21 protein-coding genes are annotated in these 23,767 nt (G+C 54.9%); 11 read left to right on the forward strand and 10 right to left on the reverse strand.

Features of this window, described 5'->3' with window-relative positions:
* Positions 1 to 8: 8 nt before the first annotated feature.
* The 7 genes from ftsB (at position 9) to rpoS (ending at position 5,111) form a co-directional block, all read left to right on the forward strand.
* Positions 9 to 317, forward strand: a complete 309-nt coding sequence (gene ftsB, locus R0137_RS08980; RefSeq protein ID WP_407326085.1) for a cell division protein FtsB — start codon at positions 9 to 11, stop codon at positions 315 to 317.
* Positions 314 to 1,033: a 2-C-methyl-D-erythritol 4-phosphate cytidylyltransferase gene (ispD, locus tag R0137_RS08985; RefSeq protein WP_407326086.1), complete on the forward strand. Its 720-nt coding sequence runs from the start codon at positions 314 to 316 to the stop codon at positions 1,031 to 1,033. The genes ftsB and ispD overlap by 4 nt, the downstream gene beginning before the upstream one ends.
* Complete coding sequence (gene ispF, locus R0137_RS08990) at positions 1,033 to 1,518, forward strand: 2-C-methyl-D-erythritol 2,4-cyclodiphosphate synthase (protein ID WP_407326087.1); 486 nt, start codon at positions 1,033 to 1,035, stop codon at positions 1,516 to 1,518. Before ispD ends, ispF begins: the two co-directional genes overlap by 1 nt.
* Positions 1,515 to 2,183 carry a protein-L-isoaspartate(D-aspartate) O-methyltransferase gene (locus R0137_RS08995; protein ID WP_405270275.1) on the forward strand — a complete coding sequence of 223 codons (669 nt, stop codon included), beginning with the start codon at positions 1,515 to 1,517 and terminating at the stop codon, positions 2,181 to 2,183. The genes ispF and R0137_RS08995 overlap by 4 nt, the downstream gene beginning before the upstream one ends.
* A complete protein-coding gene (locus R0137_RS09000; protein WP_407326088.1) occupies positions 2,176 to 3,102 on the forward strand; it encodes a DUF368 domain-containing protein in 927 nt (308 codons plus the stop codon). The genes R0137_RS08995 and R0137_RS09000 overlap by 8 nt, the downstream gene beginning before the upstream one ends.
* 3 nt (positions 3,103 to 3,105) lie before the next feature.
* Positions 3,106 to 3,951, forward strand: a complete 846-nt coding sequence (locus R0137_RS09005; protein ID WP_407326089.1) for a peptidoglycan DD-metalloendopeptidase family protein — start codon at positions 3,106 to 3,108, stop codon at positions 3,949 to 3,951.
* A gap of 194 nt (positions 3,952 to 4,145) precedes the next feature.
* Complete coding sequence (gene rpoS / locus R0137_RS09010) at positions 4,146 to 5,111, forward strand: RNA polymerase sigma factor RpoS (RefSeq protein WP_407329999.1); 966 nt, start codon at positions 4,146 to 4,148, stop codon at positions 5,109 to 5,111.
* A gap of 24 nt (positions 5,112 to 5,135) precedes the next feature.
* Here the strand turns inward: rpoS and fdxA are convergent, their stop codons facing one another.
* Together fdxA and mutS are read right to left on the reverse strand one after the other, a co-directional pair.
* Positions 5,136 to 5,459 carry a ferredoxin FdxA gene (gene fdxA, locus R0137_RS09015; protein ID WP_008294852.1) on the reverse strand — a complete coding sequence of 108 codons (324 nt, stop codon included), beginning with the start codon at positions 5,457 to 5,459 and terminating at the stop codon, positions 5,136 to 5,138.
* A 122-nt stretch (positions 5,460 to 5,581) separates the two neighbouring features.
* Positions 5,582 to 8,131, reverse strand: a complete 2,550-nt coding sequence (gene mutS / locus R0137_RS09020) for a DNA mismatch repair protein MutS (RefSeq protein ID WP_407330000.1) — start codon at positions 8,129 to 8,131, stop codon at positions 5,582 to 5,584.
* Between the two features lie 206 nt (positions 8,132 to 8,337).
* Between mutS and R0137_RS09025 the strand changes: the two genes are divergently transcribed.
* The 4 genes from R0137_RS09025 to R0137_RS09040 all read left to right on the forward strand — a co-directional run bounded on the left by R0137_RS09025 (position 8,338) and on the right by R0137_RS09040 (position 12,882).
* Entirely contained in the window at positions 8,338 to 9,816 is a 1,479-nt protein-coding gene (locus tag R0137_RS09025) for a glutamate--cysteine ligase (protein ID WP_407326090.1), read from the forward strand.
* 28 nt (positions 9,817 to 9,844) lie between these two features.
* Positions 9,845 to 10,864 (forward strand): M14 family metallopeptidase, encoded by a 1,020-nt coding sequence (locus tag R0137_RS09030; RefSeq protein WP_407326091.1) that lies wholly within the window; start codon positions 9,845 to 9,847, stop codon positions 10,862 to 10,864.
* A gap of 332 nt (positions 10,865 to 11,196) precedes the next feature.
* Positions 11,197 to 12,252, forward strand: a complete 1,056-nt coding sequence (gene recA, locus R0137_RS09035) for a recombinase RecA (protein WP_407326092.1) — start codon at positions 11,197 to 11,199, stop codon at positions 12,250 to 12,252.
* A gap of 240 nt (positions 12,253 to 12,492) precedes the next feature.
* A complete protein-coding gene (locus R0137_RS09040) occupies positions 12,493 to 12,882 on the forward strand; it encodes a regulatory protein RecX (RefSeq protein ID WP_407326093.1) in 390 nt (129 codons plus the stop codon).
* A gap of 44 nt (positions 12,883 to 12,926) precedes the next feature.
* On the opposite strand, the gene uxuA is transcribed toward R0137_RS09040, so the two are convergent.
* The 8 genes from uxuA to ppdK all read right to left on the reverse strand — a co-directional run bounded on the left by uxuA (position 12,927) and on the right by ppdK (position 23,630).
* On the reverse strand, positions 12,927 to 14,129 hold the full coding sequence (uxuA, locus tag R0137_RS09045; RefSeq protein ID WP_407326094.1) for a mannonate dehydratase: 1,203 nt from the start codon (positions 14,127 to 14,129) through the stop codon (positions 12,927 to 12,929).
* 2 nt (positions 14,130 to 14,131) lie between these two features.
* The gene (locus R0137_RS09050; protein WP_407326095.1) at positions 14,132 to 17,452 is read right to left on the reverse strand and encodes a mechanosensitive ion channel domain-containing protein; all 3,321 of its coding nucleotides are present in this window, start codon (positions 17,450 to 17,452) and stop codon (positions 14,132 to 14,134) included.
* 10 nt (positions 17,453 to 17,462) lie between these two features.
* A complete protein-coding gene (locus tag R0137_RS09055; protein ID WP_407326096.1) occupies positions 17,463 to 18,377 on the reverse strand; it encodes a DUF3014 domain-containing protein in 915 nt (304 codons plus the stop codon).
* 162 nt (positions 18,378 to 18,539) lie between these two features.
* A complete protein-coding gene (locus R0137_RS09060) occupies positions 18,540 to 19,175 on the reverse strand; it encodes a flavin reductase family protein (protein ID WP_407326097.1) in 636 nt (211 codons plus the stop codon).
* On the reverse strand, positions 19,156 to 19,566 hold the full coding sequence (locus R0137_RS09065; RefSeq protein ID WP_407330001.1) for a thiol-disulfide oxidoreductase DCC family protein: 411 nt from the start codon (positions 19,564 to 19,566) through the stop codon (positions 19,156 to 19,158). The genes R0137_RS09060 and R0137_RS09065 overlap by 20 nt, the downstream gene beginning before the upstream one ends.
* A 115-nt stretch (positions 19,567 to 19,681) precedes the next feature.
* Positions 19,682 to 19,927, reverse strand: a complete 246-nt coding sequence (locus tag R0137_RS09070) for a DUF2892 domain-containing protein (RefSeq protein WP_407326098.1) — start codon at positions 19,925 to 19,927, stop codon at positions 19,682 to 19,684.
* A gap of 101 nt (positions 19,928 to 20,028) precedes the next feature.
* On the reverse strand, positions 20,029 to 20,967 hold the full coding sequence (locus tag R0137_RS09075; RefSeq protein WP_407326099.1) for an NAD(P)H-dependent flavin oxidoreductase: 939 nt from the start codon (positions 20,965 to 20,967) through the stop codon (positions 20,029 to 20,031).
* A gap of 56 nt (positions 20,968 to 21,023) precedes the next feature.
* Positions 21,024 to 23,630 (reverse strand): pyruvate, phosphate dikinase, encoded by a 2,607-nt coding sequence (gene ppdK, locus R0137_RS09080; protein WP_407326100.1) that lies wholly within the window; start codon positions 23,628 to 23,630, stop codon positions 21,024 to 21,026.
* Positions 23,631 to 23,767: the final 137 nt, after the last annotated feature.

Below are 23,767 nucleotides of genomic sequence, written 5' to 3' on the forward strand. Positions count from 1 at the left end.
GAATTCACTTGCGCTGGATATTGCTGATACTTCTTGTGCTCCTCGGCGGCTTGCAATATCGCCTTTGGTGGGGAGAGGGCGGGCGTCTCGAGCTATTGCGTCTGCGGCAGCAGGCTCAGGATTCCCAGCGCGAGAATGCTATATTGCGCGAACGCAATGAAGAGCTGGCGCGGCAGGTGATGGACCTCAAGGCTGGCAATACGGTGCTAGAGCAGCGAGCCAGAGAAGAGCTTGGCCTAACCCGGGAAGACGAGGTTTACTATCAATTCGTGGATCCCGCCAAGCTTGTGCCGAAAGCCGCCGAGCCCCAGTTGTGAGCGAACTATGGGCAGTGGTCCCCGCAGCGGGAAGTGGTTCGCGGATGGCTCAGGGGCAATCAAAACAATATTTACAGCTTTACGGGCGCACGCTTCTCGATTGGAGCGTTGGGTCTCTGCTGTCCTGTCCACAGCTTCGCGGCTGCGTGGTCGCTTTGCCCAAAGCAGACCTGGCGCTCGATAGGGTCGGCGTCTTGGAGGATGCTCGAGTCAGTTTCTGCGCCGGCGGCGCCAGTCGTGCTGAGTCAGTGGCGGCAGGCGTCGCGGCACTGCCCGCACAAGATAAAGACTGGGTGCTAGTGCACGATGCAGCGAGACCCTGCTTATCACGGAGCGATCTGCAAACTTTGATAGAGGCGGTTTCGGGGTCCGGTGTCGGCGGGATTCTGGCTTTGCCTATTACAGATACTCTAAAGCGCGGGGATGAGAGTGATCATGTTACAGCGACTCTGGACCGCGAAGCTGTCTGGAGCGCCCAAACTCCCCAGATGTTTCGCGTGGGAGAACTCAGGACTGCGTTAGCTGCAGCACAGGCCAATGGCTACGCTGTGACAGACGAGGCTTCAGCTATGGAAGCGTCCGGTTTTGCAGTGCAACTTGTCAGAGGTGCTGTGGGCAATCTCAAGGTAACCTACGCATCAGATATGCAATTGGCAGCGTTTTGGTTAAAACAGCTTCATCCACAGGAAGTATTGGTAGAGGGGAGAGAGTCTTGATGCGGATCGGACACGGCTTCGATGTGCATGCCTTTGCTGAGCGGGGGCAGGGCGCCGATGCGGTCATCCTTGGAGGGGTCTCTATTCCTCATGATCGGTCTTTACTGGCCCATTCTGACGGGGATGTCGTTCTGCATGCTCTGTGTGATGCCCTTTTAGGCGCAATTGCGGCGGGAGATATCGGTAAGCACTTTCCAGACACTGATGCGGCCAATGCGGGCATTAATAGCCGGGAGCTGTTGCGTCGTTGCGCCGTGCTCGTTGGCGAAGGGGGGTTTGCCCTAGGTAACCTGGACATCACTATAGTGGCCCAGACTCCGCGAATGGCAGAGCATGTCGATGCCATGCGTAAAAACATTGCGGACGACCTGTCCGCGCCGATTGATCAGGTATCAGTAAAAGCCACCACCACCGAACGTCTTGGGTATGTAGGGCGCGGTGAGGGTATCTCCGTGCACGCCGTCGTATTGTTGCAGAGCTCATGAACAGGACCTCGGATGTTTCAGGGATAGGCATGACCTCGCAGCGTACGCGAGAGCGTCTTGTGCAGCGCTTACAGGAGCAGGGCGTAAGCAATATCGCTGTGCTTGATGCTATGCGGAATGTGCCCAGACACCTGTTTCTGGATGAAGCCATGGCTCATCGAGCTTATGAAGACACGGCCTTGCCCATTGGTTTTCAGCAGACTTTGTCACAGCCTTACATCGTTGCTCGAATGACAGAACTACTCATCGCCGGTCGTGACCCTCAGAAGGTTTTGGAGATTGGTAGTGGCTCGGGCTATCAGAGCGCTGTGTTGGCGGGGCTTGTCGGCGAGGTGTATTCCCTGGAACGGATAAAGCCCTTGTTGATGGCAGCTAGGAAGCGTATGCGTCAGCTCAAGCTTCGGAATGTCCAAATGCGCCACGGTGATGGTTTTGACGGCTGGGAATCACAGGCTCCTTTTGACAGTATTCTTGCGGCGGCGGCCCCAGAGCGAGTGCCTCCATCATTGCTGGATCAGTTGGCGCCCGGAGGCCGTCTGGTGATGCCCGTGGGTGGTCGGGAGCAAACGCTGGTGGTCGTGGAGCGCACAGATGCCGGTTTTGAGCGCTACGACATTGAACCCGTACGTTTTGTGCCTCTACTCCCGGGCCTTGGTAATGGATGAACCGTCGGGCAAACAAAAGCCCGGCGTTTCACTGATCCCTGGTGTGTTGCTCAGAGGCGTGCTCATGGGGGCGGCAGACATTGTTCCAGGCGTCTCGGGTGGCACCATGGCATTCATTACCGGAATCTACGAGCGTCTTATCAATGCGATCACTGCTTTTGATGTCACGCTGATTCGCTGCGTTTTCGAGCGGCGCTGGGACGAAGCATTTCGGCGCACGGACGCTGCCTTTTTAGCCACGCTACTTCTGGGTATCGCAATCAGCGTGTTCACCTTGGCGCGCCTGATTACCTTGCTGTTGGAGACGCAGCCCCTAGTTTTATGGTCGTTTTTCTTCGGCTTAATTTTGGCTTCCGCCCTTGTATTACTACGCCATGTCTCGGGATGGTCAGCACCAGCCGTGGTCGGCTTGTCTCTAGGCGTGTTATTTGCGACGGGTATTGGTTTGTCCCCAGCGTTTGCTTTACCGGTGGCGCCCTGGAGTTTTTTTGTGGCGGGCTTCTTCGCCATCTGCGCGATGATTCTCCCAGGAATATCCGGGAGCTTTATTCTCGTTCTTCTAGGGATGTACCCGGTTGTTCTCGAAGCGATTGAGTCGCTGGACTTTGTGTCTCTCGCCCTGTTTGCCACGGGCGCTGGATCCGGACTTTTGGTTTTTTCGCGGCTACTGAGTTATCTCCTGAGCGAGCATCACAGTCCGACTCTCGCAACCCTCACCGGGTTTTTGTTTGGTTCACTCCTAGTAGTGTGGCCGTGGAAGGCGCCAGGATCTGATACTGGCGCTACTGTCCCGGTGTCTCCTCACTATTACAGTACCCAGTTTGGCGATAACCAACTGTTGTTTTGTCTCGCATTGATGCTCTTGGGTTTTCTCGCAGTTTGGTTGCTGGAAAGCCGCTGGGGTGGGCCGGAGCGCTAAGCCATGTTACGGCTCGCAGTGCCGCTATGTGGTTTGTTTGTCGCTGCGCTCATTACCGCCTGTGCCGATAAGCCACTGGCACCCATTGAAGATCGCAGCCGCGGCGGCACCTCCAGAGTAGAGGAACGCTATACCGTTCTGCGCGGTGATACGCTGTTTTCTATTGCCTTTCGCTATGGCCTGGACTTTCGCCGTCTTGCGGCGGCAAATACCATTGTCGAGCCCTATACAATTTTCCCCGGCCAGACTTTGCGACTTGCGGAAGCCGAGCCACCTAAACCCCGAGTCGTGGCGACGCCTGTTACTGTAGCGAAGTCGTCTGACTCAAAAACGGTAACGCCCGTGCCGAGCGGCCAATCAGCGCGTAAAACCACACCGACCGTGAATTCTCAGCCAAAGCCAAAGCCAAGGCCAACGCCGACTGCGACCAATACCCAGAAGCCATCGCAAGCGGCGGCGAAGGCCGCTCCAGTAAACATTAAGGTAAGCGTCTGGCGTTGGCCCGCAAAGGGCAAGGTGGTTCGCCGTTTTGATAAGAATTTACACAAGGGCGTAGACATAAGCGGTAGCCGTGGAGATGCCGTAGAGGCGACCGCAGCTGGCCGGGTAGTGTATGCCGGTAGCGGAATCGCTGGTTATGGCTTGATGCTGATCGTGCGGCACAACGATGAGTTTCTGAGTGCTTATGGTCACAACGATGCGTTGCTCGTGGATGAGGGAGATGTCGTGCGCTCTGGTCAAAAAATAGCGGAGCGGGGGAGCTCGGGCACAGATTCGGTAAAACTGCACTTTGAGATACGTCAACAAGGACGCCCCGTGGACCCTCTCAAGCTGTTACCAGCCCGATAGCAGGGTGCTTGTTTTGTGATGGCTCGCTGAGCTAAGCTGCTCGGCCGAAGTATTTTAGCCAAAGGTAAAACGGCGGAATACGCAGGCTTACTACAGGACGCTAACCCATGGGTAGAACCAAGGGGAGCTCGGCCAGCGGCACGAAGAACGGTCGCGGACAGAGAGATAAGCGACACCAGTCTGAAGTTGCAGGGCTGGCGGGAGACGCTTTGGCCGCTCTGAATGAATCGGAGCTAGCTGAGGCTGATTCAAAAGCAAGTTCAACGTCTGGATTTAAGTCTGAGTCAGTAACCTCTGATTCCGATGATGCGGATACGCATCAAATCACTCTTGATCCCACCCAGCTATACCTCAACGAAATTGGCTTTGTTCCCCTGCTCACGGCAGACGAGGAAAAACACTACGCGCGTCTGACACAGAAAGGTGATGAAGCGGCGCGAAAGCGCATGATCGAGAGCAACTTGCGCCTTGTGGTGAAGATCTCCCGCCGATATTTACACCGAGGTATGAGTCTTCTGGATCTGATCGAGGAGGGAAATCTTGGCTTGATGCGTGCGGTAGAGAAGTTTGATCCCGAGCGTGGCTTTCGCTTTTCTACTTATGCGACCTGGTGGATACGACAGACCATCGAGCGAGGCATTATGAATCAGGCGCGCACGATTCGCCTGCCTATTCACGTGGTGAAAGATCTTAACGGTTGTCTTCGGGCAGCGCGGGAGCTCACTCAACAGTTGGATCACGAACCGACCACGCAGGAGATAGCCTCCCGGACTCACAAGTCCCCGAAAGAAGTGTCACGGCTTATGGGGCTCAATGAGCGGGTAAGCTCCATGGACGCGCCCTTGGGGCCGGAGTCAGACTCTTCAGTGGTGGAGACCATTGCAGATGATCACGGTTGTGATCCTTCGGAGCAGCTACAGAACGATGATGTACACGACAGTGTGGCGGACTGGCTCAATGAGCTCTCAGCCAAGCAGCGAGAAGTCGTTATGCGACGCTTTGGGCTCCTGGGTCATGAGAGCAGTACTCTGGAAGAAGTAGGTCAGGAGATAGGTCTTACCCGAGAACGCGTACGGCAAATACAGGTGGAGGCGTTAAAACGTCTGCGTCGCATCCTCGAACGACAAGGCTTGTCAGCAGACGCTCTGCTTCAGCAGTAACAGCAGCGTTACCGCTGAAAACAATTAGCGCTCCAGGAGCGCTAGCTTTCCTGGCTTACCTGCCCACTCTTCTGCATCTTCAGGTGCGGGCTTCATCTCGGTAATGCATGGCCAGACTTCAGCCAATTCCGCATTGAGTTCTAGAAATACCTGCTGATCTGCGGGTAGTTCGTCTTCCGAGAATATTGCGTCGACCGGGCACTCGGGCTCGCATAGCGCACAATCAATACACTCATCAGGATGGATGACCAAAAAGTTGGGTCCCTCATAAAAGCAGTCCACTGGACACACTTCCACACAGTCTGTGTGCTTGCACTTAATGCAGTCTTCACCAACAACGAAGGTCATGCTTGGGTATCCTTAAACTTGATTCTGATCATTGCTCTGTCAAAGTTGATTGCACTGACAAAGCGTTGGGGCAGAAGTGTAGCGATTCGCTTCCACGATGAGAAGCACCCCTGTGCGCAAAGTCAGTCTGTCAACTCGCGAAGATTATAAAGGATTGCGAGCGCCTCTCGCGGTGAAAGAGCGTCCGGGTCCGTCTCGCGAAGCAAGCTCAAAGCAGGGTGGTTGGCATTGTCTGCAAATAAATCTCCCTGCGGAATACTTGTCGACGTGACAGAAGTCGATGGCAGAGACGATTGATCAGCGATGTTTTGGCTTTCGAGTTCTTGCAGCTTGCCCGCCGCGGCGTGGAGAACTGTGGCTGGAACCCCAGCAAGTTTAGCGACTTGCAGCCCAAAACTTCGATTTGCGGGTCCTTCCTGGATTCGATGCATAAATACGACATGCTCACGATGCTCTACAGCGTCCAGATGGACATTCACTACCGTGGGAAGCTGCTCAGCAAGAGCGGTGAGTTCAAAGTAGTGCGTTGCAAAGAGTGTAAACGCACGGGTTTTTTCGGCCAGATGCAGAGCGGCGGCCCAAGCTAGAGAGAGGCCGTCAAAGGTGCTGGTACCTCTGCCCACTTCGTCCATGAGCACCAAGCTACGCTCACTGGCGTTGTGGAGGATGTTAGCCGTCTCGGTCATCTCAACCATAAAGGTAGATCGGCCACTCGCAAGATCATCGGCCGCTCCAATACGCGTGAATATACGATCTACTGTCGACAGGATTGCGGCCTTGGCCGGCACAAAGGAGCCCACATGCGCCAGTAAGGTGATGATCGCGTTTTGACGCATATAGGTAGATTTACCACCCATGTTCGGACCGGTGATGAGAAGCATCCTACGACCCTCATCCAGGAGCGTGTCGTTGGCGATAAAGGGCTCTTCGAGAACCTGCTCTACAACAAGATGACGGCCCTGATCTATGTCCAACTTTGGCGTGTCGCTGAACTGCGGTCGGCACAAATCGAGACTTTGACTTCGTTCTGCCAGCGTTGCGTACACATCCAGCTCTGCCATGGCCGCGCCGCAGCAGCGCAAGGCTTCCAGTGATTCTTGCAGGATCGTCAGTACCTCTGCATAGAGCTGCTTTTCTCGAGCGAGGGCGCGGCTCTTGCTCGACAGTGCTTTGTCCTCAAACTCCTTAAGCTCTGGTGTGATAAATCGCTCGACGTTTTTGAGGGTCTGTCGTCGCTGATACTCCACGGGTACGTCATCGGATTGGCTGCGACTGAGTTCGATGTAGTACCCATGCACGCGGTTGTAACCGACCTTCAAGCTCGCCAGCCCCGTGCGCTCACGCTCGCGGGTTTCTATGGCGACTAAAAAGCCGGCGGCGTTTTCACTAATGGAGCGCAGTTCGTCGAGCTCGGCGTCGTAACCGGTTGCGATAACGCCGCCGTCGCGAAGCACCACGGGAGGATTTTCGATAATCGCTTGCTCAAGAAGATCAACCAGTGCGGTGAAGTCACCTAATGCGGTGGTTGTTGTTTTCAGAGCGTCAGATGCGTCGGAAGGCGTTGCTGCGCGGAGTGCCGGCACGCTGCTTAAGGCAAACGACAGACGAGTGAGATCCCGGGGACGAGCACTGCCCAATGCAATCCGAGTGATGATGCGCTCCACATCTCCAATAGGGCGCAATACATCGCGAAGGCTCTCGAAAGTGTAGTTTTCTCGCAAGGCCTGAACGGCCTCCTGGCGTTCCTTCAGCGAGTCGGTATTAGTCAATGGCCGATGCAACCAGCGCCTCAGACAGCGGCTGCCCATAGCGGTCTTACAACGATCCATAACGGACATTAGGGTGTGCGTATCGCCGCCAGCCAGATTCCTGTCTATTTCAAGATTCCGGCGAGTCGCCGCGTCCAAGACTACGCTCTCTTCGCGCATCTCCGGTGCAATAGCCGTAATGTGGGGCAGTTGACCGCGCTGTGTATCTCGAACGTAGCTGATGAGGCAGCCTGCCGCAGCGATGCCCAGTCGGAGGTTTTCGCAGCCAAAACCGCGTAGATCGTGAGTTTGAAATTGCTCCCGCAGGTTTCGTTCGGCCGACTCGAGGTCAAATTCCCAGGAGGGTTGGGAGCGTGCCCCTGGGCGACTCGTTACGGCGTGTTGCTGCAGTTCTTCGTGGTAAAGGAGCTCAGCAGGATCGAGCCGCTCAACCTCCCCAAGCAGAGCTTCTTCGCCATTGAGTTCCATCAGCCGAAAGCGTCCGCTTCCGAGGTCTAGATACGCGAGGCCATAATGACTTTGCTGCGCAACCAGCGCGACAATCAGTTGCTCTCGTTTTTCTTCGAGAAGCGCCTCATCAGTGAGCGTCCCGGGGGTAACGACGCGCACCACCCGTCGTTCGACCGGCCCCTTGCTTGTCGCTGGATCGCCTATCTGCTCGGCGATCGCTACGGAAATGCCAGCCTTCACTAATCGGGCAAGATACCCCTCGGCCGCGTGATAGGGCACCCCCGCCATCGGTATGTCCTCACCCGCGGACTTACCCCGTGCTGTCAGGGTGATGTCCAATAGTTCTGCAGCGCGCTGAGCATCGTCGTAAAACAGCTCGTAAAAGTCCCCCATGCGGTAAAACAACAGCTCGTTAGGGTGGTCTTTCTTGATGCGCAAAAATTGCTGCATCATTGGCGTATGTTGGCTTTGATCGTTGGGCAAGACGGTTTCTGAGGGTCCTGTAAATGCAGGGCGCAGTGTAATTCATGGAGGGGTGTAGCGACCAGAGAACCGCGACAGGAACTCACCCATTATTTTTGTTCCGAAAGTCTAGTCTTTGCGCTGCGCAATGGTAGGTCTAGAATGGGACGGCAATCGCAAGGAGCAGATGTCCGAAGATGGGTATAGAAATCCATAAGACAACTTTTGATGCCGATGACCGTCGGCGATTCTCCGAGCGTTTAGAGTCGCAACTTCAGCAGCTATCGGCGCTGATGAAGAGCCCGAACTTCGGGAGTCCCGTAGAAAGTGTCGGGGCGGAGCTGGAGCTATACATTGTCGATGCGAACGGCAAGCCGGCCTATATCAATGATGCTTTGTGCAATGCCGCGGCGGATCCCCAACTCACCGTAGAGCTCAACAAATACAACCTCGAGTACAACCTGAGTCCTCAGGGGCTGGATCAGGAGGGGTTGACCGCGACAGAGCGCGAGATTGTGACGAAGTTGCAGAGGCTTTCGGGCTTGGCCGCCGAGAAAGACGCCTTTGTTGTTCCCGTAGGTATTCTTCCGACGCTTACAGAGAAGGATCTAGGCGACCATTGTGTTACGGATCGTCAGCGCTACCGTGCCTTAGTCGCCCAACTTATTGCCTGGCGAGGCAGTGATTTCAATATCAATATTAATGGCGAAGAGCCGTTAAAAATGACCATGGCGAATATCACGCTGGAGGGCGCTAACACGTCTTTTCAAATCCATCAGCGTGTGAGTCCTGAGCATTACGCTGCAACGTTTAATGCGACGCAATTGGCGACGCCTCTCGCGATTGCAATCAGTGCTAATAGTCCGGGTCTGTTCGGCCATCAACTCTGGGATGAAACCCGAATACCTTTGTTTAAACAGTCCATCGATACGCGGGACATGGACCGCTATCGCTGGAGTGAACCGCCAAGAGTTTGCTTTGGACACGGATGGTTGCGTAAGGGCGCTTTTGAATTATTTGACGAAACGGTACGCCTTTATCCGCCGTTGTTGCCTGCCTGCGATGAAAGGGCGCGTGACACCGGTGATGGCGCGCCAGGCTTGACGGAGCTTCGTTTGCACCAAAGCACTGTTTGGCTGTGGAATCGCGCGGTCTATGACGATTTGGATGGGGGGCATCTACGCATCGAAATGCGCGCCTTGCCTGCAGGACCAACACCCATCGATATGGTCGCTGGGGCAGCATTCATGATGGGGCTTGCGCGGGGTTTGAGAGATGACATGGATGGCTTGATGGCGGCCCTTCCTTTTCACCTGGCGGAGTACAATTTTTATCGCGCAGCCCAGCATGGCCTCGATGCGCGCATGGTTTGGCCGAGCCTTCAGCAGCATCGCCTGCAGGATGCCTCCGTGGTCGACATTATCGCAGAGATGCTGCCCGTGGCCGATGAGGGGCTGAATAAGCTGGGCGTTAGTCAGGGAGAGCGCGATCGCTACTTGGGCGTGATTGATGCGCGCTTGAGCGCAAGACGTAACGGCGCTCGATGGCAACGAGAAGCGACTCGCGCCTTGATGGACCGTGGACACGGTAAGTCCACTGCGCTCAGAGAAATGCTTAGTCATTATCGAGAGCACAGCGCCCAGAATATTCCCGTGGCCGATTGGCCGATACCCTGATGGGTCGATATTTGGGTCAGGCAAGGTGATGCGTTTTCGCTTCTTAAAGGATCCTGAAAGCAGTATTGCGGGTTCTAATCCCAATGAACTTCTTGACAATCTCGGCGGACCGGCGTGCATTCTCTTTTCTGGGAAAGACCCTACAAGAACCCGCGCGGTAGTCACGCTTCTCCACGGCAATGAACCCTCGGGCTTCTTCGCTCTGCACCGGTGGCTCCATGCGGGGCACGAGCCAGCGGTAAATCTCTTATTCATCGCAGCGTCGGTGCACGCTGCGCTGGAGCCTCCATGTTTCAGTCATCGCATGCTACCTAGAGCGAGGGACCTTAATCGTTGCTTCAGCCCTCCTTTTGACGACGAGCAGGGCCGTCTGGCGCAGGAAATTCTCGAATTGCTCCGTGTGCATCATCCTGAAGCGGTAGTTGATATGCACAATACGTCCGGCTCCGGTCCGTCCTTCGGCGTATGCACGCACCTTGATCGTCAGCACGATGCTCTCGTATCGATCTTTACCCGGCGCCTGGTGGTATCCCAGCTAAACCTGGGAGCGCTCATGGATATTAGTGATACGAGTTGTCCGACAGTGACTATAGAGGTGGGAGGGCGGCTGGATGACGATGCCCACGAGCTGGCCTATGAGGGCTTGCAGCGCTATGCCCTCGCCGAGCGAGTTCTCGCCCCTGCTGATGAGACAGACTGGGGAATAGAGATTCTTCGCGATCCGATACGCCTTGAGCTGCGCGAGGGCGTGACTCTTGCTTACGATGAAGCGCCACGCCCCGGACATGACATCACGTTAAGAGTCGATATAGAGCATCATAATTTTGGAGAGGTAAGTTCTGACACACCCCTTGGCTGGGTGAAGGATGATCCCCAGTCGCTTTTTAAAGCCATAGATGCTTTCGGGCGTTGCGCGGTAAACGCGCTGGTTCGCTGTGAAAATGGCGTGCTTTTCCCTTCATGCAGTCTGAAACTGTTTATGATCACTACCAATGCCGGCATTGCCGAGAGCGACTGTCTATTCTACGCCGTGGCTGCAGATATCTAGCAGGACTGACTCCAGCCTAGTAAGCGGTAAATCATTTGCCAGGGGCCCTTTGGGGTGTTGTCACGGATTGTCACCCGTCGCAAAGAGCGACAGGTCGCATTACTAGCTGTGTTTTCATGACTTTTCGACGCATATGATGGTTGCATTCTTCAGCGTAACCACTGATTATATGTACAGTAGTTTTCCGGTGCGCTGAAAACGCCGTTTTTGTGGTAGCAACGCAACAGCAGAGCAGTAAAAGAGCAGTAAAAGAGCAGTAAGACAGACCGTTAAGACTAAGCAGTAAAACAGACCAATAGCGAATGACTCGTAGAAAATTAGGAGAGCAGCACATGAACGCAAATAAAGAAAAGGCACTCGAAGCGGCTCTAGGCCAAATCGATCGTCAATTCGGTAAGGGTACCGTCATGCGCATGGGAGATAGTGATCGCGTTGCAATCCCATCGATTTCTACGGGGTCGCTTGGCCTGGACGTCGCGCTAGGCATTGGTGGTCTTCCCAAAGGGCGAATCTGCGAAATCTTTGGTCCGGAGTCATCGGGTAAAACCACACTGACCCTGCAAGTCATTGCTGAGGCTCAAAAAGCGGGTGGTACAGCGGCTTTTATCGACGCTGAGCACGCTCTGGATCCAATTTACGCCGAAAAGCTAGGCGTGCAGATTGATGATCTGATTGTTTCGCAGCCAGATACTGGAGAGCAGGCACTGGAAGTTGCTGAAATGCTTGTACGCTCCGGTGCTGTCGATGTGCTGGTAGTTGACTCTGTAGCTGCGCTGACGCCTCGAGCGGAAATCGAAGGTGATATGGGGGATTCGCACGTTGGTCTACAGGCACGACTGCTCAGTCAGGCGATGCGCAAGCTCACGGCGACAATCAAGCAAACGAATTGTCTGGTGATCTTTATTAACCAGATCCGTATGAAGATTGGCGTTATGTTCGGCTCGCCCGAAACCACTACTGGTGGTAATGCCCTCAAGTTCTACTCGTCTGTACGACTCGATATCCGCCGTATTGGGGCGGTCAAAGAAGGCGACGAGGTGGTGGGTAACGAAACGCGTGTCAAAGTCGTGAAAAACAAAGTGGCGCCACCCTTCAAACAGGCGGAATTCCAGATTATGTACGGCCGGGGTATTTATCGCACCGCAGAAGTTATTGACTGGGGCGTGAAGCTAAGCCTCATCGACAAGTCTGGAGCGTGGTATGCCTATAAAGGCGACAAGATTGGTCAGGGCAAAGCTAACGCTGCGAAGTTCCTCGAGGACAACCCAGCGCTCGGTAGCGAGATCGAGGGATTGATTCGCGCGCAATTGCTGGACGTAGGTTCCAAGGATGACGACGACGCTGCTCTTGAAGGCGAAGAGGGTGCAGAGAGCAAAGCAAGCGACTGATAGTAAGTCCCATGACAAAGCCGATATCGTACGGCTTTGTCATGTATCTAGATTCCAGCGTTGCCAACGTTGGTTTTTCTCCACGGGTGCTGGGGTTCCACTTCCCCTTACCACTGCTCCAGCGCCCTTTTTTTATGTCCGGCTAGCCAGTAGTCTCGTGCCGCTATGAAGCGCTCATCTCAAGCTATCCAAAGCCCTCGTAACGCGGCGATGAACTTACTCGCCCGTAGGGAGCACTCTATGGCTGAGCTAAAGCGCAAGCTTGCGCGTAGGTTTGAGAGCGCGGAATTGGATCTGGCGCTACAAAAACTGGCGGAGGAAAATCTTCAGAGCGATCAACGCTTTGCTCACTCTTTTACTCGCGAGAGGATGCTTCGTGGTAACGGTCCAATACGCATCGAATCGGAGTTACGCCAACGCGGCGTTGATAGAAGGCTAATTGATGAGGCCATTGCGATTGTCCCCAGTGAGGAGGGACTCACCTGGCGTTTAGTGGCTAACGATGTGCTCCAGCGAAAGTTTGGCGATGAGAGACCCGCGGATCTTTCAGATAAGGCGCGGCGCTTGCGTTTCTTGGGTTATCGGGGATTTGGTGAAGAAGCCGCAGATCTGGTGCCAGACGTTTCTTAGAGTAAGTACTGACATTGTGATGTCAGCGGCCGAGACGCTGCTGTTTACAGGGTAGCGGACAGTGCACGGATCACGCCGCGAATTTCAGCAAGTCCTTTCAGTCGGCCTATCCCCGAGTAACCAGGATTCACGGTTTTTTCGATGTCGTCCATCATCTGATGGCCGTGATCCGGGCGAATAAATATTTCTTTTGTAGGAGAGCTCTCGGAGCCGGTTCGTTTTTTTTCCTCTTTGAGCAACTCACTAATGACCTTCACCATGTCGATATCGCTGTTCAAGTGTTCAGCCTCATAGAAAGAGCGCTGCTCCTTCGGATCTCTTATTACGCCGCGGAGATGTGCGAAGTGAATGCGTGAGCCGAACCGACGAGCCATTTGTGGTAAATCATTGTCTGGGCGGCTGCCATAGGTGCCGACACAAAGGGTAATGCCGTTGGCTTTACTGGGGTGGCTCTCGAAAAGAGTATCCAGGTCGGCGGCTGTGCAAACGATCCTAGGTAACCCCAACATATCTCTGGGAGGGTCATCCGGGTGAATGGCCAGGTGCGTGCCAATGGCCTCTGCTCGCGGTAACACTCGGTTTAAAAATGCCGCCAGGTTTTGTCTGAACTGATCGTGATCCATGTCAGCGTACTCAGCCAAAGCCTTTCTGAAATCGTCTAGAGTATAGGCGTCGGTCATTCGTCCCGGGAGCCCCGCGATGATGTTGCGCGCAAGTTGCTCCCGTTCCTCATCTGACATCTGTAGATAGACGTCATGGGCTTCTGACACTTCGTTCTCGGTATAATCGCTATATGCGCCTTCGCGTTTGAGGATGAATAAGTCAAAAGCAGCGAACTTCTTTTGGTCGAAACGCAAGGCATAGGCGCCGCTGCTGAGCCGGTACTTGAGATCGGTACGAGTCCAGTCAATAACCGGCATGAAGTTGTAGCAGATGGTGCTGATACCGCACTCTGCCAGGTTTTCCATCGATGCAATCCAGTTATCGATGTACCTGTCGCAGCCCTCGCGGCCTAGTTTTACATTCTCATGTACAGGAATGCTTTCGACCACTGACCAGACAAGTTGGGAGTGTTCAGAGTTGCCGCTCTCAATTTTAGATTTGTATTTTTGGATTTCATCGACAGTCCATACATCCCCTGTGGGTACGTGATGAAGGGCGCTGACAATATCGGTCGCGCCCGTTTGCCGGACGCTATCGAGGCTTACCGGGTCATCCGGCCCAAACCATCGCCAGGACTCACGCATGCCTAGCGACCTTCCTCCGCCGGCAAAATACGGATAGGTAGCGGCTCCGAGGCGTCGAGGTGAACATCGCGCTGCGGGAAGGAAATGCTAATACCAGCAGCGTTGAATTCCCGATAGATAATTTGTCTAAGCTCTGTGGATACCCGCGGGTAATCTCGGAGAGCAAAGCAGCGCAGCCAGAGCACCAGCGCATTGTCTCCAAAGTCTTCAAAGCTGACGTAAGGCGCGGGATCTTCGATGATTTCAGGGTGTCCATTCGCCACCTCTTTTAGCTTTTGCATCGCAGCATCGACGTCCGAGCCGTAGGCCACACCGATGGGTATCACAAGGCGTAGCTTGGAGTTACTCAGCGACCAGTTGGTTACAACGCTGGTAATGAGCTCCTTATTGGGGATCATCAGCTCTTTGCCTTCGAAGGTTTCTATCACTGTCGCTCTTGCGTTGATCCGCGTTACGGTTCCGTCTGCACCGCCCGCGTGAATAATATCTCCCACACGGATAGGCCGCTCAAAGAGCACTATGAGCCCGGAAATAAAGTTCGCGACAATTTCCTGCAGACCGAAACCGATACCGACGCCTAGTGCAGCGACCAACCATTGCACTTTTTCCCACTGGAATCCGAGCATCACTAGCGCAGTGGACATTCCTACCCCAAGGATTAGGTACTGCATAAGCATCCCGGCGGCGTAGCGGCTCCCTGGAGTGACGCTTGTCCACTCGGTAAGCACAACGTTCACCAGCGGCGGAAGGTGGCGTGTTATCAGTGAGGTGACAGCAATGATAATGAGCGCAAGAAGCAGTACGGAGAGGGTGATAGCGCGCAGCTCTCCCTCGGGTAAGCTGCTGTCGCTGGTCGTCCATAAAGTGACGGCATCAAAGATAGAGAGTGCAGGAAGCGCAGGCGCCCATATCCACCAGAGAAGACCCCCTAGTGCGAGAAGACGCGCGAGCCCAAGCAGTCGTGAGTAGGCGTCGGAGAGGGATGTCACCGCATCCATGTCACTGCCAGCGTCCTCTGACTCTTCATCGGTGTCGCTTTCCGCTCGGGCTCGCAGTTCTTCACGCGCCTTTCGCTCAAGCCCCGATCGGAAAATGATAAGGATCCGTTGCAGGACATTTGCTACGAACAATACTGTGATGACTGCCGCCACGGATCCTGTGAGCGCGCGCAGGTACAAATGCGCTGCAAAGAGCTGACCGCTCAAATGCATGAACACGATAGATGCAGAAATGAGCACGCCGGCCTGCAAGCTGTGTCGAATGATGCGGTCACTGTGAAACTCATCGGAGCGCAGCATGCGCATTAGCGCAATCAGCAGGAAGACGGCGGTAGACATACTGCCTATCGCGGCCAGCGCTCCGCCGCTATCCGTCGGCGAAGAGGCCCGCCCCAGAACCGTGACAGCCATAGATAAGGTGACAGCTACGATAAACCACGGTAGGTCGCGAGACGCCGCATCTGCCCGAGGGCTGTTCCACTTCAGCAAGCGGCGACCTAGCCCCAGTCGATCAGACATGCGCCGGAAGCTGCCAAGGGCGAAGAGTAAGAGTCCCGCCGCACCGAGTGCGCGAGCAATACCCATGACGACCGGGTCTCCGGATGCCGCAACGTAAAAACCGCGACCGGCGAGGAAGAGTACGCTGGGAAGCGCCAAGGCCGCCAGTAATGTGAGTGATAGTGTCTTGAATATCAGTGAAGCACTCTCGTCTCGTGGTCGGATGGGTTTTCCGAGGAGATCGTCTAAAGCTCGGGAGATTCTTCGATGCTGGAGAGCGCCAAAGGCGAGCATTAGTAGTATTAGAAAGGCGGGGTCGCTTACGACTCTTTGCCAATCTGCTCTGATACGCTGAAACGGACGGGTGCTACCCAGCGTGTGTAATTGTTGCAGCACACGTTGGGGGTCGACATAGGCGTAATTGCGCACCCAAAGTAGGTTTGCAGTCAACAGCGTTTCATAATCACCGACAATCGTGGCCAGCTCTTCAGTAGTCTGGTTAGCATCGACCAATAGGCTGAGCAAAGTGTTTCCCGACTGCATGTTTTCCTGCAGTAGTTCCCGTCGCTGGATATAGAGTCTCTCTGCGCTGCGTCGATCGGCCGCGCTCCAGCCGCCCAAGTCACCAAAAGTGTCGGCTAAAAAGCCACTGCGATCGCCTAACTCGCGTAGAGCCTGCTCGGTGTCTATCGCTTTAATGGAAACCGTAGCGATCTCTTCATTTCGGTCAGCGTTTCGGCTGAGAATTGATCGAGGGTCTGGGAGACTTGCGAGTCTCGTCAGCATGACTTCACCGAGCTTTGATTCCAGTCCCGCTACGTTTAATCGTCTCTCCGTGAGATCGGCATCCTGCTGAACTTCGTCAATGCTCTTGCGCGTATCAGCAACGCTCTTTCTTCCTTGCTCAATCTGCATGGACAGAGATTCAAAGCTATTCACCAGGGCGAGATTTTCGTCGGCCATGGTTTTTAACTCAGAGCGAGCACCGGACAACTGAGATAGGAACCGCCTGGCTTCCGTGGCGCGCTGGGCGGCTGCGCCTTGACGCTTCTTGGTAGCGGCTTCTCGTAGCTGACTGAGTAAGGTGTCGGCCTCTGCTATTGCCGCGTCAAGCCAAGCGATGCGTGCCGTTCGAATGCCATTTAGAGCGGGGCCACTTCGCAGTCGCAGTTCTAACAGGCTGAGTTCCGCATCCAGCATTCGCTGGTGAATCACGGACGCAAGATCGGCAATACGATCTCCGATGTCCGAGGCTTCCGCTGGGTCACTGACCTGAGGAGGGTCGTCGGCTCTCCGTTTACTGATCTCAGCTATTCGATCTCGCGCGGCCGTTTCTGTTTTGGCAAGGTTAGATAGTGTATCCAGCGCCTCGGTACGCTCCTGCGCCCATGCATCCCGCTGGCTTTGCATGATGCTGATTTCTGTTTCTATATTGGCAAGACTAGGGCTCTCTCCCAGACGGCGCTGGAGGGTGGCCGGGGCATTTTGAATATCGCGCATGCGATTTTTATAGTCGGCAATAAGAAGCTCGCTGTTCTTTAGCTTCTCTTCGAGTTCGCTTCGAGAGTTCTTGTGCTGCTCCAGTTTGGCGCGGTCCTGAGCCGCTACCTGGAGCCGATCTGATAGCGCAGCGCGACGCTCCGCGGTAAGACTGAGATCATCACTTAGCTGGGTCTGCAGTTCTTTTAGCTCGTCTGCTGGTTGTGCGTCTTGGGCATAAGCATAACCCCCAAGCACGCCGCTCAACAGCAGACATGCGGTTAGCATGAAAGCACTTCGAGATGATCGCTTCTTTGGGTTCACGGCAATCGTGGGGTTGGCGTCCATGAAGAATCTCTTAGGGGTTTAGAAGGGCGTCCCGAAGGCGCTGCGCCCAAGCCTGCAATGCCTCGGTGTTTTCCGGACCCGTTCGCAGGAGTTGCTTGTGCAGATCGCTGGCACTCTCCAGCTCTGGATCGGCGTAGGCCCAAAGAGCTCCCTTGCTGACAAGTGCCGGGGGTTGTTCACGAGTAGGCGCGGAAATTACGTTCTCTAGTGCGGCGATTAAAGTGTTGTCCATCGCATCGGCGGGGTAGCCCAATGCTGCATAGGCGTCCCGCAGCAGTTCCCGCTGATCCTGAAAGATTGCGGCCAATGTATCGACTGGCAATGCAGTAATGGCGCTCACGAGCTTATCGTAGCGTCTATAGCTCTGCCGGCTTACTGAGTAGTCCGCGCCTTCCTGCGTGGTGAGAAAGGCCCCCGGAGGCCTTGCTAGATTGGAGGTGCGTGTGGGAACGAGCCCTCGCGCAAGCTGGTCAAGGCTGCTGACACCGCGATCCAGTAAGTAGGGAGCGTTATAGGCCGAGTCCAGAGCTGACGCTGTACTCAGTCCTGATGCGCGAATGTCACTACGCAACTGCTGATCCAGCTCCTCAGGTGTCGGTGGCGGCGGTGGAGTTTCTTCCACAACTACTGCTTCCATAGTTTCTTCAGCCACGACCGTTTCGCTTTCTTTAGGGTCGGGTATGTCGGGTGCCGCTAGAATCGCCTCATCGGGTTTTGGTTGAGGTATCTCGATGGGTTTGACAACTTCCAGAGTCGCAGTTTCTTCTACCTGTGGCGGCTGCTCATCGTTATCTTTGTCGCGAGGCATCAAAAGATAGGCGCCACCGGCAAGTATCAGCACGGCTACAGCCGTTACCAGTGTTTGCTTTGTGTGACGGCTTCCTCCGTCATCGTTGCTAATGCGGTCGTCGCGATCGGCTTGCATCCGTGCCCCCTAAGATTCGTGTAGATAATAGTGTAGGCGATACACCTTCTAACTGACACAGGGCGTTGCCCTGAGAGTTAAAACTAAGGCAGCGAAGTTGCGTTTTGGTTCCTGGAATTTCTGCCTCTATAAAAGCAGGCGTCAGCGGTCGCTAGGGCAATATTAGGAATCGAGTCGTTCGGGGGCTTTATCAGGCTTGGCATAAGCCATGCGTTGGAGCAGATCACTGCGGTAATAGCTGTCGAGGCCGGATATTGAGATGCTGTCGGCGAGAGCCGGATCTAGGGCGCCGGCGTCATTGATGGCGATGTCAGGGGCTTCCAGCCAAACTATCTCGCCTATCACCATGTGCGTGCCGTTAATCTCGATGGGGATTTCCTCTCGGAGCTTCATGCCCATTCGTACGCTGGCTTCCGCTACAAAAGGGGCGGCCACACCGTCTTGCCAATGTTCGCGGAGTCCCGTCGCAGCAAACTCCGACACTTGACGTGGGTAGCGCGCGGCGGTCTGGTGCGCCGCATCAACAATGCTGCCATTCACGTGGTTGACTGTGTAACTGCCCGTCTGGCGGATATTGTCGAGAGTGTGGCGCTCCGTGTTGTCCGGTCGGAAGATCAATGCGAGTAGGGGAGGGTTGGAGCCGATATGCACCAGCGAACTCATTATCGAGAGGTTAGTGTGTCCGTCTTTATCGACCGTACCAACCAGATTGGCAGGCTTGAACCCGGTAATTGAGTTAATCAGTGCCGCACGCCGGCGTCGTTCAAGCGCTTCTATGTCAATGCTGCTGAGGAGCATGCCTGGCCTCATCGAATTGATTGCCATAGAGGCGTCGGTAGCGCCAGCGAGCCCACAGCGTGTACACGAGATCCACAGCGTGGCGGAGGATAGGCCAGCGCAACGCACTCAGTATACGGCCGTGCTTTGTGCCTTCCCAAGCGGCCACGTTGGCGTCTGCACTCGTCAACCAAACCCCATCCGCACGGCGTAGATGAAGTACGCGTAGCAATTGGTCTTTGCTGGGGGCTGAGGCCGACACCGATGCAGGCAGCCCGTCAGAAAGCGAGCTTGTCCCTTCGATGAGGTCATGAACATCGACTATGTTCAACGATTCGCCGCGGGTCTTGCGCAGCTGCGCAATCTCGCCCGCACAAAGAGGGCATTGCCCGTCATAGAAGAGAGTGTCTATCTCTAGCTGGGTGCTAACGTGGTTGATTGTCGCGTCGTTTGAGATGAGAGAGTCTTTGTTGTTGGTGAATGTCAGTTGGTGAATGTCATTTGGTCACTGTCGGTTGGTCACGGTGCTAGGCTCGGGAGTCCCCACCGCCGCCTGCTGAGCAATCGTCTTCTGGGCCGCAGCTTGAAAGTCCCAGCCATTTCCAAAGATAACATCGGCCAAAAATACTGTTCCAAAAGAGTGCAAAGGCGATGATTACGGCAACGCCCTGGCTGAGGCCAAACCGTTCTGAACTGAGTATCCACGCCACTATGACGGCTCCCAGCGTAAAACGGACGATCCTCTCGATGGTTCCTATATTACGGTCAATCATTTCGGACACATGTCTTGCAGGTTTAACTTGTAGGGATATACGCGAGACCTATGCGCCCGGATGGCTGATATCCGATTAATTTATAAGGTATTTTTGCGACATTAGCGGGGGTAACTGCTTTCCAGGCGGTGCAGAGTCTCCTCAAACTCGGCACAAATCTCTCCCAAAATGTCCGCAACGGGCCGAACTTCTTCAATACGACCGCATACCTGGCCCGTTAGGGGGATAGCGGATTCCATGTCGCCGCCAAAGTACAAGTCCTGGGGTTTGCCAAACTCCGTCATGGCATTCACCTCAGGCTGTTTCTCCAGCGCGCTGGTACGGTCGGTTCTCAAGGCTCGGAGGCCCGGAGACTGAAAACGATTGAGAAACACCGTATCGGTTTCCTGAGCGTTGACGATCGCCTGTTTCCAGTTTTCGTGTACGGGCGACTCCATGGCGGAAACCATGCGCGTACCTAGCTGTACACCTTCGGCTCCGAGAGCAAAGGCCGCAGCCATGGAACTGCCATCTACAAAACCACCGGCGGCGATGATAGGTACGTCAACCTTTGATCTGACAAGCGGCAGCAAAACCATGCTCGCGACGTCTTGAGGGTTTTTGAAGCCCCCCCCTTCGCCACCTTCAACAATGAGGCCATCGACGCCGTACTCCACGGCTTTGATCGCGGCTTTTAGATTGGGAACGACGTGAAAAACTGTCAGACCGGCGGATTTCAGTAACTCTGTGTAACGTTCTGGCGAACCCGCTGACGTGGTAACAAAGCGCACGCCCTGGTCAATGATGAACTGGGCGATGTCGGGGTCCCGCACAAAGGCCTGAGCAATATTGACACCGAAGGGGCGGTCGGTAAGTTCGCGCATGCGAAGGATTTCATCGCGAATCACGTCGAGTTCCCCGGAGGAAGTTTCGATAATCCCCAGTCCACCTGCATTGCAAACGGCTGACGCGAGTTGCGATCTGGCTATCCAGCCCATGGGGGCCTGGACGATAGGAAGCTCTGCGCCTGTCATACGCGTGACGCGATTATCGAATTTCATAAAGCTGTTCCTTAGCGATACATTGAGATCGAAGTGTTTAGTTGTGATTTTTGCTGTTAGTTGTCGATGTCTGCCAGCACCCGTGCCTGTGCAGCGGCAATTCTCGCTACGGGCACCCGGTAGGGGCTACAGCTAACGTAATCCAAGCCCAGGTCGTGGCAAAAGCGAATAGAGCGAGGGTCGCCACCGTGCTCGCCGCAGATTCCGTACTTGATGCCTTTTTTGGCTTGTCGCGATTCTTGAACCGCCATACGCATAAGACGCCCTACGGCGCGTTGGTCCAGAGAAACAAAAGGATCATCCTCAATAATCTTAGCGTCGAGATATTGCGGTATAAAGCGCCCGGCATCGTCCCGGGAAAATCCGTAGGTCATTTGCGTAAGATCGTTGGTGCCAAAGCTCATGAATTCCACCGCCGAGGCCAGTCGATCAGCGCCAAGGCAGGCGCGGGGAGTCTCCATCATGGTGCCGATCTTGTAGCGCAGTGAAACGGATTTCTCCTTTGTTACCTTAGCGATGCCGCGGTCAATAACCTCGCTGATCAGACGGATCTCTCGTACGTTAACCACGAGAGGAATCATGATTTCGGGGAAGGGGTTGAGCCCTTCCTCGCGTGCCTGCAAAGCCGCACCGATAATGGCGCGAACCTGCATGCGCGTAATTTCCGGGTAAACCACGGATAGTCGGCAACCCCTAAAACCTAGCATGGGATTTACTTCTGCAAGATCGTTGCGCGCCTGATGAATCTCCCGGGGATCTTTGCCTAGACGCTCCGCCAAGGCGTTAGCATCGTCTTCATCATGAGGGAGGAACTCATGCAGGGGAGGATCCAACAGGCGGATCGTCACGGGGAGCCCATCCATAACACGGTAGAGCTCCAGCATATCTGCGTGCTGAAACTCCTGGAGCTTTGCCAGATGCCGCTTACGTTCCTTGCGATCGGTAGAGAGGATCATGGCACGCATGTGATCGATGCGATCGCTAGCAAAAAACATGTGCTCAGTCCGGCAAAGGCCGATGCCTTCTGCACCGAGTTCCCGAGCCTTAGCGGCATCCTCGGGAGTTTCTGCGTTGGCACGTATCTTCAAGCGTCGGTGCTTATCTGCCCAGGATAAAAGGGTTTGAAAATCGTCCGAGGTGCTTGCCTCAACTTTAGGGATATCCCCAAGCATGACATCGCCCGTGGCGCCATCGAGCGTGACGGTGTCCCCGCGCTTGATCACCGTGCCATCCGCGGCAGTAGCGGTGCCTTCGTGAACGGATACCCGCAACTCACCACAGCCCGTGATGGCGCAAACTCCCATGCCTCTTGCTACTACCGCGGCGTGGGAGGTCATCCCCCCAAGTTCCGTGAGAATGCCCTCGGCTACTCGCATCCCATGAATATCTTCAGGAGTCGTTTCGCGACGTATGAGAATTACTTTGTTGCCGTCTGCTTCGACGTTTACTGCTTCATCTGCCGAAAACACGGCAACACCGGTGGCGCCACCGGGGCTGGCCGGGAGTCCGCTCGCGATAACGGTTCGCTCCGCGTCCGGGTCAACCATTGGATGAAGGAAAGACTGCACGTGTTCCGGCGATACGCGAAGTAGCGCTTCTTTCTCATTGATCATGCCCTCGCGAACCATATCTACCGCAATGCGTACGGAGGCTCGTCCTGTCCGCTTACCACTTCGGGTTTGCAGAAGATAGAAACGGCCTTCCTGGACCGTGAATTCAATGTCCTGCATATCTCGGTAGTGGGACTCAAGCATCGCCTGAGACTCGAGCAGCTCAGCATAGGCCTCGGGCATGCGTTCTTGCATGGCGTCGACGGCCAGAGGAGTACGGATGCCTGCAACAACATCTTCGCCGGCGGCGTTGAATAGAACCTCTCCGAAAAATTGACGTTCACCCGTGGATGGGTTGCGAGTGAAAGCGACTCCCGATCCCGAGTCTTCTCCAAAGTTACCGAAGACCATGGACTGCACTGTCACCGCAGTGCCCAGGGAGTCGGGGATATTATTCATCTCGCGGTAAACGTTGGCCCGCGGTGTGTACCAGGACTGGAAGACGGCTTCCACAGCGAGGCGTAACTGTTCGAAGGGGTCTTCGGGAAACTTAACCATGGTCTTAAAGGTGCTGATCACCGCCTGCCAGTCTTCAGCTTCCATCGCAACGTCGGTTTCGTAGGCCTTCGCCTCTTTATAGTCGTCTATAACCTTTTCCATGGCGTGGGTATCCGCGCCTAACACCACGTCCGCAAACATTTGAATGAAGCGTCTATAACAGTCATAGGCAAAGCGCGGATTACCTGTTTTGCGTGAAAGACCCTCGGCTATTTCATCATTGATGCCCAGATTCAGGATAGTGTTCATCATTCCGGGCATGGAGATTGGAGCGCCCGATCGAACCGAAAAGAGCAGGGGGTTCTCTGGATCCCCAAAGCGGGTGCCCATTTGTTTTTCTACAAGGTCCAGAGCAACGCGGTACTCCTGCTCGAGTAGCGTCGGGAGCTTGTTGCCGTTCTCGAAGTATTCGCGACAGGTGGGTGTGGTGATGACAAAGCCAAAAGGCACCGGCAGCTTAAGCGCAGTCATTTCACAGAGGTTGGCGCCCTTGCCCCCGAGGAGATCACGGTCGTCTTTACTGCCTTCAGAAAATAGGTAAACGCGCTTGGCCATAAACTGTATTCCTTCACACTCGCTTGTATTTGCTCACTCATATTAACCGACCTTGCTTCTATCCTTCCTGTCAATAGTCATAATTGTGAATGATCCATGCTCCTAGCGTTGACCCTGCGTCGTCGTCGTATGAGAAT

The organism is Congregibacter brevis (assembly GCF_045689245.1).
In the GTDB taxonomy this organism is placed as follows: Bacteria; Pseudomonadota; Gammaproteobacteria; order Pseudomonadales; family Halieaceae; genus Congregibacter; species Congregibacter brevis.

Excerpts from the sequence above, each read along its gene's own strand:
- ispF (WP_407326087.1), top strand. The coding sequence starts at position 1,033 with ATGCGGATCGGACACGGCTTCGATGTGCATGCCTTTGCTGAGCGGGGG.
- R0137_RS08995 (WP_405270275.1), top strand. The coding sequence starts at position 1,515 with ATGAACAGGACCTCGGATGTTTCAGGGATAGGCATGACCTCGCAGCGT.
- R0137_RS09000 (WP_407326088.1), top strand. The coding sequence starts at position 2,176 with ATGGATGAACCGTCGGGCAAACAAAAGCCCGGCGTTTCACTGATCCCT.
- R0137_RS09005 (WP_407326089.1), top strand. The coding sequence starts at position 3,106 with ATGTTACGGCTCGCAGTGCCGCTATGTGGTTTGTTTGTCGCTGCGCTC.
- fdxA (WP_008294852.1), bottom strand. The coding sequence starts at position 5,459 with ATGACCTTCGTTGTTGGTGAAGACTGCATTAAGTGCAAGCACACAGAC.
- mutS (WP_407330000.1), bottom strand. The coding sequence starts at position 8,131 with ATGATGCAGCAATTTTTGCGCATCAAGAAAGACCACCCTAACGAGCTG.
- R0137_RS09025 (WP_407326090.1), top strand. The coding sequence starts at position 8,338 with ATGGGTATAGAAATCCATAAGACAACTTTTGATGCCGATGACCGTCGG.
- R0137_RS09030 (WP_407326091.1), top strand. The coding sequence starts at position 9,845 with ATGCGTTTTCGCTTCTTAAAGGATCCTGAAAGCAGTATTGCGGGTTCT.
- recA (WP_407326092.1), top strand. The coding sequence starts at position 11,197 with ATGAACGCAAATAAAGAAAAGGCACTCGAAGCGGCTCTAGGCCAAATC.
- R0137_RS09040 (WP_407326093.1), top strand. The coding sequence starts at position 12,493 with ATGGCTGAGCTAAAGCGCAAGCTTGCGCGTAGGTTTGAGAGCGCGGAA.
- uxuA (WP_407326094.1), bottom strand. The coding sequence starts at position 14,129 with ATGCGTGAGTCCTGGCGATGGTTTGGGCCGGATGACCCGGTAAGCCTC.
- R0137_RS09050 (WP_407326095.1), bottom strand. The coding sequence starts at position 17,452 with ATGGACGCCAACCCCACGATTGCCGTGAACCCAAAGAAGCGATCATCT.
- R0137_RS09055 (WP_407326096.1), bottom strand. The coding sequence starts at position 18,377 with ATGCAAGCCGATCGCGACGACCGCATTAGCAACGATGACGGAGGAAGC.
- R0137_RS09060 (WP_407326097.1), bottom strand. The coding sequence starts at position 19,175 with ATGCTCCTCAGCAGCATTGACATAGAAGCGCTTGAACGACGCCGGCGT.
- R0137_RS09070 (WP_407326098.1), bottom strand. The coding sequence starts at position 19,927 with ATGATTGACCGTAATATAGGAACCATCGAGAGGATCGTCCGTTTTACG.
- R0137_RS09075 (WP_407326099.1), bottom strand. The coding sequence starts at position 20,967 with ATGAAATTCGATAATCGCGTCACGCGTATGACAGGCGCAGAGCTTCCT.
- ppdK (WP_407326100.1), bottom strand. The coding sequence starts at position 23,630 with ATGGCCAAGCGCGTTTACCTATTTTCTGAAGGCAGTAAAGACGACCGT.